The 16,278-nt window shown below is 63.6% G+C and carries 15 protein-coding genes; 9 read left to right on the forward strand and 6 right to left on the reverse strand.

What is annotated here, in order from left to right:
• Nucleotides 1-187: 187 nt before the first annotated feature.
• Together AB6802_RS27855 and AB6802_RS27860 are read right to left on the reverse strand one after the other, a co-directional pair.
• A complete protein-coding gene (locus AB6802_RS27855) occupies nucleotides 188-1,396 on the reverse strand; it encodes a cytochrome-c peroxidase (protein WP_371013421.1) in 1,209 nt (402 codons plus the stop codon).
• 7 nt (nucleotides 1,397-1,403) lie between these two features.
• The gene (locus AB6802_RS27860; protein WP_371013422.1) at nucleotides 1,404-1,847 is read right to left on the reverse strand and encodes a FixH family protein; all 444 of its coding nucleotides are present in this window, start codon (nucleotides 1,845-1,847) and stop codon (nucleotides 1,404-1,406) included.
• Nucleotides 1,848-2,005: 158 nt separating this feature from the next.
• Here AB6802_RS27860 and AB6802_RS27865 point away from each other — a divergent pair, with 158 nt between their 5' ends.
• A complete protein-coding gene (locus AB6802_RS27865; RefSeq protein WP_371013423.1) occupies nucleotides 2,006-2,926 on the forward strand; it encodes a sugar kinase in 921 nt (306 codons plus the stop codon).
• 45 nt (nucleotides 2,927-2,971) lie between these two features.
• Here the strand turns inward: AB6802_RS27865 and AB6802_RS27870 are convergent, their stop codons facing one another.
• The 3 genes from AB6802_RS27870 to AB6802_RS27880 form a co-directional block, all read right to left on the reverse strand.
• The gene (locus AB6802_RS27870) at nucleotides 2,972-3,997 is read right to left on the reverse strand and encodes an aldose epimerase family protein (protein WP_371013515.1); all 1,026 of its coding nucleotides are present in this window, start codon (nucleotides 3,995-3,997) and stop codon (nucleotides 2,972-2,974) included.
• A 125-nt stretch (nucleotides 3,998-4,122) separates the two neighbouring features.
• A complete protein-coding gene (locus AB6802_RS27875; RefSeq protein WP_371013424.1) occupies nucleotides 4,123-5,580 on the reverse strand; it encodes an NAD-dependent succinate-semialdehyde dehydrogenase in 1,458 nt (485 codons plus the stop codon).
• 162 nt (nucleotides 5,581-5,742) lie between these two features.
• Entirely contained in the window at nucleotides 5,743-6,693 is a 951-nt protein-coding gene (locus tag AB6802_RS27880) for an AEC family transporter (RefSeq protein WP_371013425.1), read from the reverse strand.
• 153 nt (nucleotides 6,694-6,846) lie between these two features.
• Here AB6802_RS27880 and AB6802_RS27885 point away from each other — a divergent pair, with 153 nt between their 5' ends.
• From AB6802_RS27885 to AB6802_RS27910, 6 genes are all read left to right on the forward strand, one after another.
• Nucleotides 6,847-7,395, forward strand: coding sequence for a histidine phosphatase family protein (locus AB6802_RS27885; RefSeq protein ID WP_371013426.1), 549 nt, complete (start codon nucleotides 6,847-6,849; stop codon nucleotides 7,393-7,395).
• A gap of 223 nt (nucleotides 7,396-7,618) precedes the next feature.
• Nucleotides 7,619-7,900 (forward strand): acyl carrier protein, encoded by a 282-nt coding sequence (locus AB6802_RS27890; RefSeq protein ID WP_181056006.1) that lies wholly within the window; start codon nucleotides 7,619-7,621, stop codon nucleotides 7,898-7,900.
• A 115-nt stretch (nucleotides 7,901-8,015) separates the two neighbouring features.
• The gene (locus tag AB6802_RS27895; protein WP_371013516.1) at nucleotides 8,016-9,206 is read left to right on the forward strand and encodes a beta-ketoacyl-ACP synthase; all 1,191 of its coding nucleotides are present in this window, start codon (nucleotides 8,016-8,018) and stop codon (nucleotides 9,204-9,206) included.
• A gap of 17 nt (nucleotides 9,207-9,223) precedes the next feature.
• The gene (locus AB6802_RS27900; protein ID WP_371013427.1) at nucleotides 9,224-10,495 is read left to right on the forward strand and encodes a beta-ketoacyl-ACP synthase; all 1,272 of its coding nucleotides are present in this window, start codon (nucleotides 9,224-9,226) and stop codon (nucleotides 10,493-10,495) included.
• A 36-nt stretch (nucleotides 10,496-10,531) separates the two neighbouring features.
• Nucleotides 10,532-11,557, forward strand: a complete 1,026-nt coding sequence (locus tag AB6802_RS27905; protein ID WP_371013428.1) for a zinc-binding dehydrogenase — start codon at nucleotides 10,532-10,534, stop codon at nucleotides 11,555-11,557.
• Between the two features lie 107 nt (nucleotides 11,558-11,664).
• The gene (locus AB6802_RS27910) at nucleotides 11,665-12,657 is read left to right on the forward strand and encodes a lipid A biosynthesis lauroyl acyltransferase (protein ID WP_371013429.1); all 993 of its coding nucleotides are present in this window, start codon (nucleotides 11,665-11,667) and stop codon (nucleotides 12,655-12,657) included.
• 22 nt (nucleotides 12,658-12,679) lie between these two features.
• Here AB6802_RS27910 and AB6802_RS27915 read toward each other — a convergent pair whose 3' ends face one another.
• The gene (locus tag AB6802_RS27915) at nucleotides 12,680-13,111 is read right to left on the reverse strand and encodes a L,D-transpeptidase (protein ID WP_371013430.1); all 432 of its coding nucleotides are present in this window, start codon (nucleotides 13,109-13,111) and stop codon (nucleotides 12,680-12,682) included.
• Between the two features lie 261 nt (nucleotides 13,112-13,372).
• Between AB6802_RS27915 and AB6802_RS27920 the strand changes: the two genes are divergently transcribed.
• The gene (locus tag AB6802_RS27920; RefSeq protein WP_371013431.1) at nucleotides 13,373-14,650 is read left to right on the forward strand and encodes an acetylornithine deacetylase/succinyl-diaminopimelate desuccinylase family protein; all 1,278 of its coding nucleotides are present in this window, start codon (nucleotides 13,373-13,375) and stop codon (nucleotides 14,648-14,650) included.
• Nucleotides 14,651-14,775: 125 nt separating this feature from the next.
• Entirely contained in the window at nucleotides 14,776-16,257 is a 1,482-nt protein-coding gene (locus AB6802_RS27925; RefSeq protein ID WP_371013432.1) for an ABC transporter substrate-binding protein, read from the forward strand.
• The last annotated feature ends 21 nt before the right edge of the window (nucleotides 16,258-16,278 follow it).

A 16,278-nucleotide genomic window follows, 5' to 3' on the forward strand; every position in this document is an offset into this window, starting at 1 on the left:
ATCCTCTCGGTCTCCTTCCCACTTCAAACATAGCATGGGACCAACACACAGGATCCTCGGGTCTGCGCCGCGTCGCTTCGCTCCTTGCTTCGCCCGTGGATGACGAAGCGATGGGATGTTTGCGCCAATCGCGGAGGCACCGCCTCATCCAGCTTCGCGCCTTCAACCATTCTTTTCGTCGACAATCTTACTCCGCCAGCGTCTTAAGGAACGCCACCAGCGCTGCGCGTTCGCGATCCGACAGCTCCAGCGGGTGAATCTCGGTTGTTCCTTCCACGCTGGGTGCTGCTTTCGAATAATGCGCCACGACCTCGTCGAGCGTCGAGAACTGCCCGGCATGCATGAAGGGCGGGCGATCCGCCGCGCCCCTGAGTGACGGCGTCTTATAGGCGCGCATGATCCGCGGACCGTCCTTCACCATGAAGCGCAATTCCTTGCAGGCACTGTCGTCGCCATCGCGGAATTTGCCGAGACAGTTGAAGGGGTCGACCTGAACCTGCGCCACGGCGTCGATCCGGCCGCGGTCCAGAGGCAGTCCGTCGACCGGCGGCACGCCCGTGTTGTGGAAGGAATTGTCGGTGAAGCGCGGCCCGTTGTGGCAGGTGACGCAGTTGCCCTTGCCGATGAACAGTTTCAGCCCGAGAATTTCTTCCGGCGAGAACGCCGCGTCGCCTTGCGGCTTGGCGCCGGTCGCCAGATCGATGGCAAAGCGGTCGAAGCGCGTTTGCCCAGGCTCGATCGAGCGCTCGAAGGCGGCGATCGCCTTGCCGATATTGGCATAGACGCGGTTGACGTCCTCTTGCTGGCCGGCGGCCATGGCGTTCCATGCGGCCTTCTCCGCATCGGTGCCGAGCGGGCTGGCATTGGCAGGCACGGTCGACAGATCGGGCAGTGGCCCGAAGATGCGCTCATAGCGCTCGCCGAACCGCTTTTTGATGTAATGCGCGAAGGCAGCCCGGTTGCCGGCCTGCTCGAGCGGGTTTTCCAGCGGTGTCAGCGCCTGCGCCCACAGGCTGTCGCGCCGTCCGTCCCAGAAGAACCACGGATTGCGCGCCACGCCGGCCAGCGGCATGGTGCGCCGGTTGGTGCGGGCAACGCCGACGGCTTGCGGCAGGTCGTCCTGGAACTGGCGGCCGATCTTATGGCAGGTCGAGCAGGATACGCTGCCGTCGCGGCTCATGCCGCCGTCAAAGAACAGCGTCGAGCCCAGCGCAGCGGCAGCCGGCAGGTCGGCATACTGGTTGGTGGTGTCGGGTTTCAGCGAAGGCAGCGTGTTCAGCGCCAGCGAGGCGATGGTCTTCTTCTCCGTGTCGCTGAACTGCGGCTTGCCGCAGCCGCCGAGAAAGGCGAGCGCCGTCAATGCGAGCAGGCCTGCGGCAGCGGCAAACCGGCTCATTTGCAGCTCACAGCACGATGTTGAAGACGACGGAATCCGACCCCGCCGCGGCTGAAATGCCAAAATGCAACTGCCACCAGCCGCCCATCGTGAACTTCACGCCGTCGATGCGGTAGCGCCCGCCGCCGAGATAGTCGGTTGCTTGCGGACTGGTCGGCAGGCCGTGGTCGTGCTGCGGCATGCCGCCGGAAACGGCGATCGCCGCGCCCTCGACCGGCGCGCCGGCGGCGGTTTTCAGCGTCAGCAGCCAGGATTGCAGCTCGCCTTGCCGCACGACGCCGCGTTCCGGCTCGAAGCTCGCCACGAACAGGCCGTTCACCGTCTTTTTCGAACGCGACAGGTCCGGGCCGGATGCCGGTTGCGGCAGCATCAGATAGACGGCAGCCAAGATGCCGACCAGCAAGGCAGCCAGACCGAGACCCGCGAGAATATAACGCCATACCGATGCCAAACCCGTTCCTCTTCGGCTGCTAACGTCGCGAACTGCTTGTCGCGTCCCGCATGGCCTGTGGGAAATCGCTTCTGGCGCAAAATTCGACCTTCGCCAAGCATGGCGCTATCGGCTGCAAAAAGCTACAGCAACAAAGCGTTAGAGCAGGAATGGGCTGCATGGCAGGCAACGGTATTGCGTCAATCGGCGAGTGCATGCTCGAACTCTCGGGCCAGGCCGGCGACAATTGGCGCATGGGCTTTGCCGGCGACACCTTCAACACGCTGTGGGCCCTGCATGCGCTGAGCCCGGACCGGCCGGCGACCTATGTCTCTGCCTTCGGCGACGATCCTTTCTCGCGCGACCAGATCGATTTCTTCGGCCGGAACGGCATCGGCATCGGCTCGAGCCCGATCATCTCCGGCGCAAGGCCCGGCCTCTATGCCATCACGCTGACCGGCGCCGAGCGCGCCTTCACTTATTGGCGCGCCGATGCCGCGGCCCGCAAGCTCGCCTCGGACCCGGCCGCCCTGGCGAAAAGCCTCGAAAACCAGGCGCTTGTCTATTTTTCCGGAATCACCCTGGCAATCCTGGACGAAGGCGCGCGAAAAATCTTGCTGGACGCCGTTGCGGCAGCTCGCGCCGCTGGTTCCCTTGTTGCTTTCGATCCCAACTATCGTCCCCGGCTTTGGTCGAATCGCGAGACGGCGCAAGCCGCGATCCTGGAAGCGCTTGGCGTCGCGGATATCGCACTGCCGACATTCCCCGACGAACAGATGCTGTTCGCCGACGAGACGCCGGAAACAACCGCAGGGCGGCTCGGCAGGCTGACCGGCGAAGTGATCGTCAAGAACGGCGAACAGCCGGCCCTGATTGCTGTGAACGGCAACGCGCTGAGCGTCGAGGCGGTCCATGTCGCGACGCCTGTCGACACCACCGGTGCCGGCGACTCCTTCAACGGCGGTTACCTCGCGGCACGGCTGGCCGGCCATGCGCCCGCCGACGCGGCCCGCCGCGCGCATCGTGTTGCCGCCGCAGTCGTCCAGGTGCGCGGCGCGCTGGCGCCGTTCGAGACGCTCAGAGCTGCCTTCGACAGTTAAACGCCGTCGAAGCTTAGACGCACTTCACTTCAATAATGGAAAACCTTACGGCAGCCGGAACCGATATTCCGTCACCTGGTGATAGATCTGCCCCGGCCACAGCGTGGCCTGCGGGAAATAGGGCCTATTCGGCGCGTCCGGCCAAGTCTGCGCTTCGAGGCATAGCCCTGAAAACGCCCTGTAGCGGCGACCGTCGAGGCCAGGCGATGTCGGCGCCACATACTGGCCGCTATAGAGCTGCAAGCCGGGCTCCGTGGTCCAGACCTCCATTTCGACGCCGGAATTGGCGCCCTGCACCCAGGCCGCCTGGTGCAGCGGTCCGCGGCTGGAGGCCAGGCAGTAATTCAGGTCATAGGCAAGCTGCTCGCCTTCCATTTCCATGCGCAGCGGCCGCGCCTGGCGGAAATCGTAAGGCGTGCCGTCGACCGGCTTGACGACACCGGTCGGGATCATCTCGGCGTCGACCGGCGTGAAGGCGCCGGCGTTGAGCATCAGCCGGTGGTCGAGAATGTCACTGGTGCCGCCATCGTCGAGGTTGAAATAAGAATGCTGCGCGAGGTTGCACAGCGTCGGCTCCTCGCAGGTGGCGGTCAGCTCCATGCTGAGTGTGCCGGGAATCTTCAGCCGGTAGGTGCAGGTGACGTCGAGCGCGCCGGGAAAGCCCATCGCGCCGTCCGGGTCATGCAGTGTCAGCGTCACGAAATCCCGGCCATGCAGCGAAACCGTCCATGGCCGGTGGAAATAGCCTTCCGAGCCGCCGTGCAGCGTGTGCTTGCCGAGGAAATTGCGCTCCGTCTGGTAGCGCTTGCCGGCAAGGGTGAAGCGGCCATTGCCGATCCGATTGGCGAAGCGGCCAACCACCGCGCCGAAGAAAGCGCGGTCGGTCTCGTAGGGCTCGAAACGGTCATAGCCCAGCACCAGCGGCGCATCATGGCCCGTGAGCCTAAGGTCCTGGACGATCGCGCCAAGCCCGATGATGTTGGCGGTGATGCCGCCGCCCCGGATAGTGAAGCGGCGCACGGCCTCGCCCGCCTGCGTCGTGCCGAAGACCTCGCCGTCCTTCATCGCAATGTCCGAATCGTCTGTCTGTTAATCCGCGACTGTGGCCGGCTGCATAGCGTCCGGCAAGGGCAGGCTCGATCACGATGCCGGTTGGTTAAGCCGTTATCCTGATCGAGCCGCTTCTCAGATCAATTTCAGAGGCCGAGACCACCGATGCAGACATATTTGGTGTCGAGGTAATCCTCGATACCCTGATGTCCGCCTTCCTTGCCGAGGCCGGATTCCTTGACGCCGCCGAACGGCGCCTCGGGCGTGGTGATCAGGCCTTCATTGACGCCGACCATGCCGTATTTCAGCCCTTCCATGACGCGGAACGCGCGACCGAGATCGCCGGTGTAGAAATAGGCGGCGAGGCCGAATTCGGTGTCATTGGCCAAAGCGACGGCCTCTTCCTCGGTTTCGAACTTGAACACCGGCGCGATCGGCCCAAAGATCTCTTCCTTCATGAAGCGCATCTTCGGCGTGGCGTTGGCGATCACGGTCGGCTGGAAGAACGAGCCGCCAAGCGCATGGCGCTTGCCGCCGGCAACGATCTTGCCGCCCTTCTCCGTCGCGTCGGCGATGAATTCCTCGACCTTCTCGACCGCCTTCTCATCGATCAGCGGGCCCTGCTGCACACCTTCCTCCAGGCCCGAACCGACCTTCAAATTGTTCGAGGCCGCGGCAAGCTTTTCGACGAACTTGTCATAGACGCCGGCCTGGACGAGGAAGCGATTGGTGCAGACGCAGGTCTGGCCGGAGTTGCGATACTTGGCCGTGATGGCGCCGGCGACCGCGCGGTCGAGGTCGGCGTCGTCGAAGACCAGGAACGGCGCGTTGCCGCCAAGCTCCATCGACACTTTCTTGACGGTCACCGACGACTTCTGGATGAGAAGCTTGCCGACCTCGGTCGAGCCGGTGAAGGTGATTTTCGACACCAGCGGGTTGGCGCAGATCTCGTCGCCGATCTCGGCGGCCGAACCGGTCAGGATGTTGACGACGCCCTTGGGGAAGCCGACTTCCTCGGCAAGCGCGCCCCAGGCGAGACCGGAATAAGGTGTCTGCGTCGCCGGCTTGACGACGGCCGTGCAGCCGGCGGCCAGCGCCGGGCCGAGCTTGCGGGCCAGCATCGAGGATGGAAAATTCCATGGTGTGATGGCGGCGATGACGCCGACCGGCTCCTTGGTCACCAGGATGCGGCGGTCGCCCCACGGCGACGGCACGACATCGCCATAGGTGCGGCGGCCTTCCTCGGCGAACCACAGAACGTAGCTCGCGGCCGAGCCGATCTCGCCCTTGGATTCGGCGAGCGACTTGCCCTGCTCGATGGTGAGCAGCTCGGCCAGCACGTCCTGATTGTCCATCATCGCGTCATGCAGCTTGCGCAGCAGCTTCGAGCGCTCGAGCGCGGTCGTCTTGCGCCAGCTCTTGAAGGCTTCCTGGGCTGCCTCGATGGCGCGGCGGGTCTCGGTCTTGCCGGCCTTCGGCACGGTGCCGATCTTGAGGCCCGTCGCCGGATTGGTGACGTCGATGGTCTGGCCGCTGTCGGCCTGCACCCATTCGCCGTTGATGAGATTGGCCTGGCGCATGAAATGGCTGGTTTTCTGAAGCATGGTCTGGCCTCCGTACGGCGCGCTGATCGGCCGTTTTGTCTGGATATCCGATGGAGCGTGCTTGAGCCGCACGCCGGCGCATTGCTCTTACCTAGGGAAAGGCGGGCAAGCAATCACAAGATGGCATATAGGGGTTGGGCCAGCAAAAGCGAGCCGGGAGACTTATCCAAAGACGTGGATCGCCACCGTCAGCCAGATCGACGTGGTCAGCACCGCGCTTGCCGTGGCCAGCGTCATCTGGTTCGAGGCCAGTGCCTGTCCGGTGTTGAACTGGACGGCGATCAGGTAGGAGTTGATGCCCGACGGCAGCGCCGCGACGACGACCGCGACCTTGGCTGTCAGTGGCGGCAGGCCGAGCAGCCAGACGAAGACCAGCACCAGCGCTGGCATCAGGAACAGTTTCAGGACCGACAGCGCCAAGGCCGGGCGGATGTTGCCGGAAATGCCGAAGCGACGCAGGCTGAGCCCCATCGCAAACAGCGCTACGGGGCCGGCCGTATCCGCCAGCGTATCGACCAGACGTTCGACAAGGTCCGGCATCGGCACGCCACTGATGCGCCAGGCGAGCCCTGCCAGAATGCCGATGATCAGCGGATTGATGAACAGCCGCTTGAGGAAGCTCTTGATGATGCGCAGCGGATGGACGGTTTCGCCGCCGGCGCGGCCGAACATCTCGAACAGCACGATCGAGGCCATCATCATGATCGGCAGATGGACCGAGACCAACAGCGAGAGCACCTCGAAGCCGCTCGCCCCGAAGATGCCGAGGATAAACGGCGCGCCGAGCAGCACGACATTGGAATAGGCCGACGACACGCCGCCGACGATGCCCGCGCGGGCGTCCCGGCCGAAGATGCGCGTCATGACCAGATGGCCGGCGGTCCAGGTGATGGCCGCCGCCGCGAAATAGGCGGCCCACAGCGACCACGGCGTGACGCCATGGAAATCCGACTGCACCATGGTCTGGAACAGAAGCAGCGGCATTGCCACGTTGACGGCGAATTCGGAAATGCCCTCCCCGCTCGCCGGCTTCAGATAGCCGGTCAGCCCGGCGAGATAGCCGAGCGCGACGAGACTGAAGACGAAGAGGACCGTTTCGACAAGCGGAGACATTTTTTCCGTGATAGGCGAGGCCGGACCACCGCGCAATCGGCCGGCGGAGCTCTCGTCTCCTAGCCGTTAGTCCTCTGCTTGTCTTTCAGCCGGCTTTACGGTCCCTATATGCCAATCATGGCCCCGGCCCTCGGGCTGCCATAAGGACTTCTCATGCTGCGACTTGCCCTGGCGCTTTTCCTGCTTGCCGTTCCGAGCCTCGCTAACGCGACCGACGCGGGCTGGGCGCTGCTGCGCGAAGGCGGCCATGTCGTCCTGCTTCGCCACGCCTACGTCACCGGCGCGACCGATCCGGCGAATTTCAGCATCGACAATTGCGCCACGCAGCTCAATCTGTCGGAGCGCGGCAAGCAGCAGGCGAGCCGCATCGGCGCGCTTTTCGCGGCCCGCGCCGCCCCCATCGATCACGTGCTCTCCAGCCGCTATTGCCGCAGTCTCGACACCGCCCGCATCGCTTTCGAAGCCGAGCCGCAGCCTTTCGCGCCGCTCGACCTTTTGAAAACCGATCCCGCCGAGAAGGCCGGGCAGATCGCGGCGGTGATGAAGGAGATCCGCGGCTATTCCGGATCCGACAATCTGGTGCTGGTTACGCATCTCGAAAACATCCAGGCCCTCACCGGCGTCTCGCCGCGCGAGGGCGAGGCGGTGGTGGTGGCACCGGAAGGCGACGGCCTCAAGGTACTTGGACGCGTCACGTTCTGAGGGCGCTGCGTCTGGTTTTACGGCACAATTGTTGCAGAAATACCACTACCGCAAGCTGCAAGCTCAGGGCCGAGAACCCGCCGAAGTCCCTTTGGATTGCGTTCTACAAGCCGGCATCCCATCTGCGCCCGGCGCATCAGGCCTTTTCCTGTCGGGAAAAACCGATTAGACAGCGCCCAAACAAGATGCGGACAGATTCCGCCCGCAACCGAAGGAAGAGCCCTTGTCCACCACGTTCGAGAAAGTCGCCAAGATCATTGCCGACACCAGCGAGATCGATATCGACACCATCACGCCCGAGAGCCACACCATCGACGATCTCGGCATCGACAGCCTCGATTTCCTCGACATCGTCTTTGCCATAGACAAGGAATTCGGCATCAAGGTGCCGCTGGAGAAGTGGACGCAGGAAGTCAATGACGGCAAGGCTTCGACCGACGACTACTTCGTCATGAAGAACCTCTGCGCCAAGATCGACGCGCTGGTCGCAGCCAAGACCGCGTGATGTTCAAAGAGCGCGTGAACTTGACGCGCACAGCGCATGACCCCGAAATCGGCATCGATTTTCGGAAAGGATCATGCGCAAGATCAAAAAATCGCCTGACCCACAAAAGCCATCCATGAGCAATCCGCACGACGTCGTCATCACCGGCATCGGCCTGGTCTCTTCTTTGGGAGAGGGTCCGGATGCGCATTGGCAAAAGCTGACCCAGCCGGGCCTCGAGCCAGTGCTGGAGGCGACGCGCTTTGCGCCCTACACCATCCACCCCCTGCCCGAGATCGACTGGAACCTGCAGATCGCCAAGCGCGGCGACCAGCGCCAGATGGAAACCTGGCAGCGGCTCGGCACCTATGTCGCCGGCCTCGCCCTGGACGACGCCGGCATCAAGGGCAATGACGAGCTTTGCGCCACCATGGACATGGTGGTGGCGGCCGGCGGCGGCGAGCGCGACGAGGCGGTCGATGCCGCGATCCTGGCCGCTTCGGAGGCCCGCAACGATCGCGACGTGCTGCTCAACGAGAAGCTGACCACCGAATTGCGGCCGACCTTGTTCCTGGCGCAGCTCTCCAACCTGCTCGCCGGCAACATTTCCATCGTGCACAAAGTCACCGGTTCGTCGCGCACGTTCATGGGCGAGGAAGGCGCAGGCGTTTCCGCCGTCGAGACGGCCGCCGCGCGCATCCGCTCCGGGCAGTCGACGCATGTGCTGGTCGGCGGAGCCTTTCAGACCGCCCATTCCGACATGCTGCTCGGCTACGAGCTTGCCGGCTATCTGCATCGCGGCCCGTGGAAGCCGGTCTGGCAAAGGCAAGGCGCTGAAGGCGGCGGCGTGGTGACCGGTTCCGGCGGGGCTTTCCTGGTGCTCGAACAGCGCCAGCACGCGCAAAGCCGAGGCCGCAAGATCTATGCAGAGCTCGGGCCTGTGGCTTCCGGCCGCGCCCGGCGCCGGCGCGGCGAGTTGAATACGGAGATCGCCGCACTGTTGCAGCAGGCGGCATTGCCGGCTGGCGAACTGCTGACGATTTCGGGCGCCTCGGGCGCGCATGCCGCGACAGCAGCGGAGAAAGCCGTACTGGACGCCAACCCCGCGCTGGCCGTGCGCGCTTTCTCGACGCTGACCGGCCACATGAAGGAAGCGCAATTCCCGTTTGCCGTGGCGCTGGCGGCGCTGGCCGTCGATCGCAAGGCCGCCTACCCTGTCTTCGACGCGACAGCGGAGCGACCCTTCGCCGGCGCTCCGACATCCGTCCTTGCAACGGCGATCGGCTATCACCAATTCGAAGGCCTGGGCCTGATCAAGGCCGCCTAGAACGAGGCACGTAAAGCATGGCCAATCTCCGCGATCATATGGGCAGGCCGATCGTCGCCGTGACCGGCATCGGCGTCGTGACTTCGCTGGGCGTCGGCAAAAAGGACAATTGGGCGGCGCTGACCTCGGGCAAGTCGGGCATCCATCCGATCACCCGCTTTCCGGTCGATCACCTGAACACCCGCATTTCCGGCATGGTCGACTTCCTGGACTCAAGCTCGAAAGGCGCCAGCCAACTTACCTATGAACTGGCCGAAACGGCCGCCCAGGAAGCTGTGTCGGAAGCCGGCCTCGATGCCGGCGATTTCGGTGGGCCGCTATTCCTTGCTTCGCCACCGGTCGAACTCGACTGGCACGATCGCTTCGCGCTCTACAATTCCGACAAAAACGATGCCGGCGCCGACAGGCTGCTGCGCGTGGCTCGCGGGCTGAAGGAACTCGACGTTTTCGACACCACTCAGTTCGGCTCGATCGCCGACCGTCTGGCCGACCATTTCGGCACGCGCGGCCTGCCGATCACGCTGTCGACGGCTTGCGCTTCCGGCGCCACCGCCATCCAGCTCGGGGTCGAGGCGATCCGCCGTGGCGAATGCGACCGGGCGCTGTCGATCGGCGCCGACGGTTCGGCGACCGCCGAGGCGTTGATCCGTTTCTCGCTGCTGTCGGCTCTTTCCACCCACAATGACAATCCCGAAAAGGCGTCAAAACCCTTCTCCAAGGATCGCGACGGCTTCGTATTGGCGGAAGGCTCCGGCGCCCTCGTATTGGAATCGCTGGAAGCAGCCCTTGCCCGGGGTGCCAGCGTTCTGGGCATCCTCAGCGGCTGCGGCGAGAAAGCCGACGATTTCCACCGTACCCGCTCCAAGCCCGACGGTTCGCCGGCGATCGCCGCGGTCCGCGCCGCCCTTGCCGACGCGGGCCTGAGCAAGGACGAGATCGACTACGTCAATGCGCATGGCACGTCGACACCGGAAAACGACAAGATGGAGCATCTGTCGCTGTCGACGGTGTTTGGCGAGCGGATCGGCTCGATGCCGGTGTCTTCCAACAAGTCGATGATCGGTCACACGCTCTCGGCCGCGGGTGCCGTCGAGGCGGCGTTCTCGCTGATGACGATGCGCGAAAGCGTCATCCCGCCGACCATCAATTACGACAACCCTGACCCGGCGATCGTGCTCGACGTGGTGCCCAACAAGAAGCGCAATGCCGAGGTTCGCAGCGTTTTGTCGAACTCCTTCGGTTTCGGGGGCCAGAACACTTGCCTTGTCATGGCGCGGGAACCGGTCTAAGCGAGCGCTTTCCGCTCAATAGAACCGACAGGCTTCATGCGCGCACTGCAACTTATCGAGGACCGCCGTCTTGAAACGGTGGACCTGCCGCCCCCGCCGCCACCCGCGCTCGGCGAAGTCACGCTGCGCATCAAGGCGGTGGCGCTGAACCATATCGACGTCTGGGGCTGGCGCGGCATGGCCTTCGCCAAGCGCAAACTGCCGCTGGTCGTCGGCGCCGAGGCCTCGGGCGAGGTCGAGACGGTCGGCCCCGGCGTTTCCAGCCTGCTGCCCGGACAATTGGTGTCGATCTACGGCGCCCGCACCTGCGGACTTTGCCGCGCCTGCCGCGAAGGCCGCGACAATCTCTGCGAACACGTCTCCGGCGTCCACGGCTTCCATCTCGACGGTTTCGCGCAGGAGAAGATCAACCTGCCGGCGCGCCTGCTGGTCCCCGCCCCGCCCGGCGTGACCGACATCGGCGCCGCTGTTGCGCCTGTCACCTTCGGCACCGTCGAGCACATGCTGTTCGACAACGCCAAACTCCAGCCCGGCGAAACCATCCTCATCCATGCCGGTGGCTCCGGCATCGGCTCGGCGGCGATCCAGCTCGCCAAGCGGATGGGCTGCACCATCATCACGACGGTCGGCTCCAACGACAAGATCGACAAGGCCAAGGCGCTCGGCGCCGACCATGTCATCAACTACCGCGACGACCGCTTCGAGGGCGTGGTGCGCAAGCTGACCAAGAAAAAGGGCGTCGATGTCGTGTTCGAGCATGTCGGCGCCGACACTTTTGCTGGCTCGATGCTGTGCCTCAGGCGCGGCGGCCGCCTCGTCACCTGCGGCTCGACGTCCGGCGTGTCGACGCAGATCAATCTGATGCAGCTCTTCCAACAGCAGCTCAAGCTTCTTGGATCCTTCGGCTGCCGTATGGAGAACATGGCCAATGCCATGCAGAAGATGGCGGCGGGACAGGTGGCTCCCGTCATCGACACCGAGGTCGGTTTCGACGACATCGACGCCGCGCTGAAGCGCATGGAAGGCCGCGACGTTTTCGGCAAGATCATTCTGCGGGTCTAGAGCATGATCCCGAAAAGTGGAAACCGGTTTTCGGACAAGATCATGCTCCAACAAAAGGTTAGATCAGCATGACGATTCAACGAAACGTCATGCTGATCTGACGCGACATGGTCGGCAAGGTGTTCAAGAAAGCCCGCCGGGACTTCATGTTCCGCTACGGCCGGCGGCTGCGCCAGATGGAGCACTGGCTGGTGGCGCGCCTTGCCATGGTAATTATCCGCCTGCTGCGGCTTTTGCCGGCGGACAGCGCGCTCAACTTCGCCGACCGGGTCGCCCGCCGCATCGGGCCGATGGTCGGCCGCCACCGCGTGGCGATCGACAATCTGCGCCTGGCCTACCCTGAAAAGAGCGACGCCGAGATCGAAGCCATCGCGCTCGACATGTGGGGCAACATGGCCCGGCTTGCCGCCGAATACATCTTCCTTGATGCGCTCTTCGACTATGATCCGAAGGCGGCCAAACCGGGCCGGGTCGAAGTTCGCGGCGTTGAGCATTTCCTCGAGATCGCCGGCGAGAACAAGCCGCACATCCTGTTTACCGGCCATCTCGGCAATTTCGAGCTGCTGCCGGTTGCGGCCGCGACATTCGGCATGAAGATCACGGCGCTGTTTCGCCCGCCGAACAATCCTTATCTCGCCGACTACATCCACTCGACGCGACGTTCTACGATGGGCGACCTGTTGCCCTCCTCCACCGGCGCGTCATTCGCGCTGGCTTCCATTCTGGAAAGCGGCGGCAATATCGGAGTGCTGGTCGACCAGAAATTCTCCAGCGGTGTCGACACCAGCTTCTTCGGCCGCCCCTGCCAGAGCAATCCGGTGCTTGGCATGCTGGCGCGCCACTACGATTGCGACGTCTATCCGGCGCGCTGCGTCAGGCTGCCGGGCAACCGTTTCCGCCTGGAGATCGAGGACAAGCTGACCTTGCCGCGCACCGAAGACGGCAGCGTCGACGTCAGGGCGACCACCCAGCTTCTCGCCGACGTGGTCGAGCGCTGGGTGCGCGAGGATCCTGGACAGTGGATGTGGTTCCACAAGCGCTGGGAAATCAGTGGCCGCCGCCGCAAGCGCGGACAGGCCACGGCGAAAGCCGGCGAATAATTCTCCGGCTTTCAGCCGGAGATCAGTTGGTCACCACGATCCGCGTGTTGCCGAAGCCTGCTTCCTTGACCATCGCGTAGAAGGTCGCGGCGTTCGCCGTATGCAGGCGCACGCAGCCATGCGATGCGGGACTTCCCAGATATCTCACCGCATTGGTGCCGTGGATGGCGTAGCCGCCATGGAAGAACACCGAATAAGGCATTGGCGACATGTGATATTTTTTCGAATACCACATCCGCGCCGTCCGTTGCGGCCGATAGGTGCCGGGCGGCGTGAAGTAGCCGCGGCGCGCGGTCGACACGCTCCACCGATACATGACCTGCCCATATTTGCTGACAGTCATCGTTTGCGACGACACGTCGATGCTAGCGACGAGCGATGCCGCCCGGCTTGCAACCGACATGCCGAGCATGGCGATTGCCATCATTGTTGCCATGAGAGCGAATTTCTTCATGCGATCAAACCCCTTTGATTGCCCTTCCCGCCATCACGTGATTTTTCATCGTTTTATTGGCAGGTGAATGAATTACCACACACTCCTTGAAAAATCGCCCAACCTAAAGCCACGAATTTGAACGATTCTCGTCATAGTTGCTACCACGACACCCACGCTCCCGAGTTTCAATCATCGGCTTTGGGCCATGCGGGGATGGCCGTTTGACAATCAGCGAGAGGCTGCTTGCAAAAGCTCGGCATTGCTCTTTCAATCCGCTGCATGAATGAACGACTCCTCAAGGCGGTCGACGATCGGGTCGATGACCTGGTCCAGCTCACCACCGACCTAATCCGGTTTCCGACCGTCAATCCGCCAGGCGAAGCCTATGGGCCTTGCGCCGAGTATGTCGGCGAGCGCCTGAGCAAGCTCGGCTTCGAAACCGAATTCATCCGGGCGCAAGGCACGCCGGGCGACACCGATCGCTACCCGCGCATCAATGTCGTCGCCCGCCGCGACGGCCGCTCGCCAGGGCCTTGCGTGCATTTCAATTCGCATATCGATGTCGTCGAAGCCGGCGAAGGGTGGACCGTCGACCCCTTTGCCGGCGTGGTGAAAGACGGGCGCGTATATGGCCGCGGCGCCTGCGACATGAAAGGCGGTCTGGCTGCCTCGATCATCGCCGTGGAGGCGTTCATGGCGGTCCATCCCGATTTCCCCGGCGCCATCGAGATTTCGGGCACGGCGGACGAGGAGTCGGGCGGGTTCGGCGGCGTCGCATACCTGGCCAGGCTCGGCTACTTCTCCAAGCCGAAGGTCGATCACGTCATCATCCCGGAGCCGTTGAACAAGGATCGTATCTGCCTTGGCCATCGCGGCGTGTGGTGGGCCGAAATCGAGACCAAGGGCGAGATCGCGCATGGCTCGATGCCGTTCCTCGGCGACAATGCGGTGCGCCACATGGGCGCTGTCCTGCAGGCCTTCGAGGACGAACTTTTCCCTACCCTCGACCGCAAGATGACGCGCATGCCGGTGGTGCCCGAAGGGGCCCGGCGCTCGACCATGAACATCAACTCGATCCACGGTGGCCAGACCGAGGATTTCCGGCCGGGCCTGCCCTCGCCCAACGTGCCGGATGCCTGCCGGCTGACCATCGACCGCCGCTTCCTCCTGGAGGAGGATATCGGCACCGTCAAAGCCGAGGTCACTGATATCCTCGAGCGGCTGAAGCGCGAGCGCAGGAAATTCGACTACGAGATCCGTGACCTGATGGAAGTGCTGCCGCTGATGACCGAGCGCGACGCGCCGGTGGTCAAGGCGGTTGCGCAAGGCATCATGGCGGTCTTCGACCGCGAACCGGACTATGTCATCTCGCCCGGCACCTACGACCAGAAGCACATCGCTCGCATCGGCCACCTCTATGATTGCATCGCTTACGGTCCAGGCATTCTCGACCTTGCGCACCGGCCCGACGAATGGGTGGGCATCGCCGACATGGTGGAATCGGCCAAGGTGATGGCGATCGGCCTCAACGTCTTGCTGAGAGGGACGACGGGCTGATCCGGCGGCAATGGGAAAAACATTCCCATTGGCAGGGCACGGCAGCACGAAACGCAATTTACTAGTGCGCGAAATCACGCTTCTATCCGCCGGCTTGAGCATTTTTAAGCAATGGGAGTTCAGCGATGAAACTGTGGAAGACCATCCTGGCCGCGGCTGTGCTGTCGCTTGCCGCCGCCACGTCGGCCTTCGCCGCGCGCACCGATCTCACGCTCGGCATCGTGCTTGAGCCGCCGCATCTCGATCCGACCGCCGGCGCGGCCGCGGCCATCGGCGAAATCACCTATGCCAATGTCTTTGAAGGGCTGACGCGCATCGACGAGAACGGCCAGGTTCAGCCCGGTCTCGCCGAGAGCTGGGCCGTCTCCGACGACGGCAAGGTCTACACGTTCAAGCTGCATTCCGGCGTGAAATTCCACGATGGCTCGGCCTTCAGCGCCGAGGACGTGAAGTTCTCGTTGGACCGGGCGCGCGCCAAGGATTCGCTCAATCCGCAAAAGCCGCTCTTTGCGCACATCACCGACGTCACGGCGGTCGACCCGGCGACGGTGAAGGTCACGCTCGACGGTCCGCAGGGCGATTTCCTCTACGACATAGGCGAGGTTGCCGCGGTGATCGTGGGCAAAGGGTCGGCCGACGGCAACAAGGACAAGCCGATCGGCACCGGTCCGTTCAAGCTCGATCACTGGGCCAAGGGTTCCGAGATCACGCTCGTCAAGAACCCCGATTACTGGGGCACACCCGCCGCGCTCGACAAGGCCACATTCCGCATCGTTCCCGACGCCGCCGCGGCTGTCCCTGCCTTGCTCTCGGGCGACATCCAGGCCTTCGCCAACATGCCCGCACAGGACGCGCTCGCGCAGCTCCAGTCCGATCCGCGCTTCAGCGTCGTGATCGGCTCGACCGAGGGCGAGACAATCCTGTCGATCAACAACAAGAAGCCGCCCTTCGACAAGCTTGCGGTGCGACAGGCCCTCGCCTCGGCGATTGATCGCAGCGCCATCATCGAGGCGGCTTCGAACGGTCTTGGCAAGCCCATCGGCTCTCATTTCTCGCCAGGCGATGCGGGTTATGTCGACCTCACCGGCGTCTATCCGCACGACATCGCCAAGGCCAAGGCGTATCTGAAGGAAGCCGGTCTGGAGAACGGCTTCTCGGCCACGATCAAGCTGCCGCCCGTGCCCTACGCACGCGACGGCGGCCAGGTTATCCAGTCGCAACTGAAGGAAATCGGGGTCGATCTGCAGATCATTCCGGTCGAATGGGCGGAGTGGCTGAGCCAGGTCTTCACCAACAAGGACTACGACCTGACCATCGTTTCCCATGTCGAGCCAAACGACATCGATATCTACTCACGGCCCGGCTACTATTTCCAGTACGACAATCCGAAATTCAACGACGTCATCAAGGAGCTCGGCGCCACGGTCGACAAGGACAAGAGGCTGGAGCTGCTGGGCGAGGCGCAGAAAATTCTCGCGCACGACGTTCCCGCCGTCTACCTGTTCGAGCTGCCGAAGATCGGCGTCTGGGACGCCAAGCTGCGGGGCATGTGGACGAACTGGCCGATCGAGGCGGATGATCTGACCAAGGTGAAGTGGACGGATTGAGGCGATGCGATCGCCTGATCG

It is taken from the genome of Mesorhizobium sp. RCC_202 (assembly GCF_041355295.1).
Taxonomy (GTDB): Bacteria; Pseudomonadota; Alphaproteobacteria; order Rhizobiales; family Rhizobiaceae; genus Mesorhizobium.

Coding starts and splice junctions, on each gene's coding strand:
- AB6802_RS27855 (WP_371013421.1), bottom strand. CDS start 1,396: ATGAGCCGGTTTGCCGCTGCCGCAGGCCTGCTCGCATTGACGGCGCTC.
- AB6802_RS27865 (WP_371013423.1), top strand. CDS start 2,006: ATGGCAGGCAACGGTATTGCGTCAATCGGCGAGTGCATGCTCGAACTC.
- AB6802_RS27875 (WP_371013424.1), bottom strand. CDS start 5,580: ATGCTTCAGAAAACCAGCCATTTCATGCGCCAGGCCAATCTCATCAAC.
- AB6802_RS27880 (WP_371013425.1), bottom strand. CDS start 6,693: ATGTCTCCGCTTGTCGAAACGGTCCTCTTCGTCTTCAGTCTCGTCGCG.
- AB6802_RS27885 (WP_371013426.1), top strand. CDS start 6,847: ATGCTGCGACTTGCCCTGGCGCTTTTCCTGCTTGCCGTTCCGAGCCTC.
- AB6802_RS27895 (WP_371013516.1), top strand. CDS start 8,016: ATGAGCAATCCGCACGACGTCGTCATCACCGGCATCGGCCTGGTCTCT.
- AB6802_RS27900 (WP_371013427.1), top strand. CDS start 9,224: ATGGCCAATCTCCGCGATCATATGGGCAGGCCGATCGTCGCCGTGACC.
- AB6802_RS27905 (WP_371013428.1), top strand. CDS start 10,532: ATGCGCGCACTGCAACTTATCGAGGACCGCCGTCTTGAAACGGTGGAC.
- AB6802_RS27910 (WP_371013429.1), top strand. CDS start 11,665: ATGGTCGGCAAGGTGTTCAAGAAAGCCCGCCGGGACTTCATGTTCCGC.
- AB6802_RS27915 (WP_371013430.1), bottom strand. CDS start 13,111: ATGAAGAAATTCGCTCTCATGGCAACAATGATGGCAATCGCCATGCTC.
- AB6802_RS27920 (WP_371013431.1), top strand. CDS start 13,373: ATGAATGAACGACTCCTCAAGGCGGTCGACGATCGGGTCGATGACCTG.
- AB6802_RS27925 (WP_371013432.1), top strand. CDS start 14,776: ATGAAACTGTGGAAGACCATCCTGGCCGCGGCTGTGCTGTCGCTTGCC.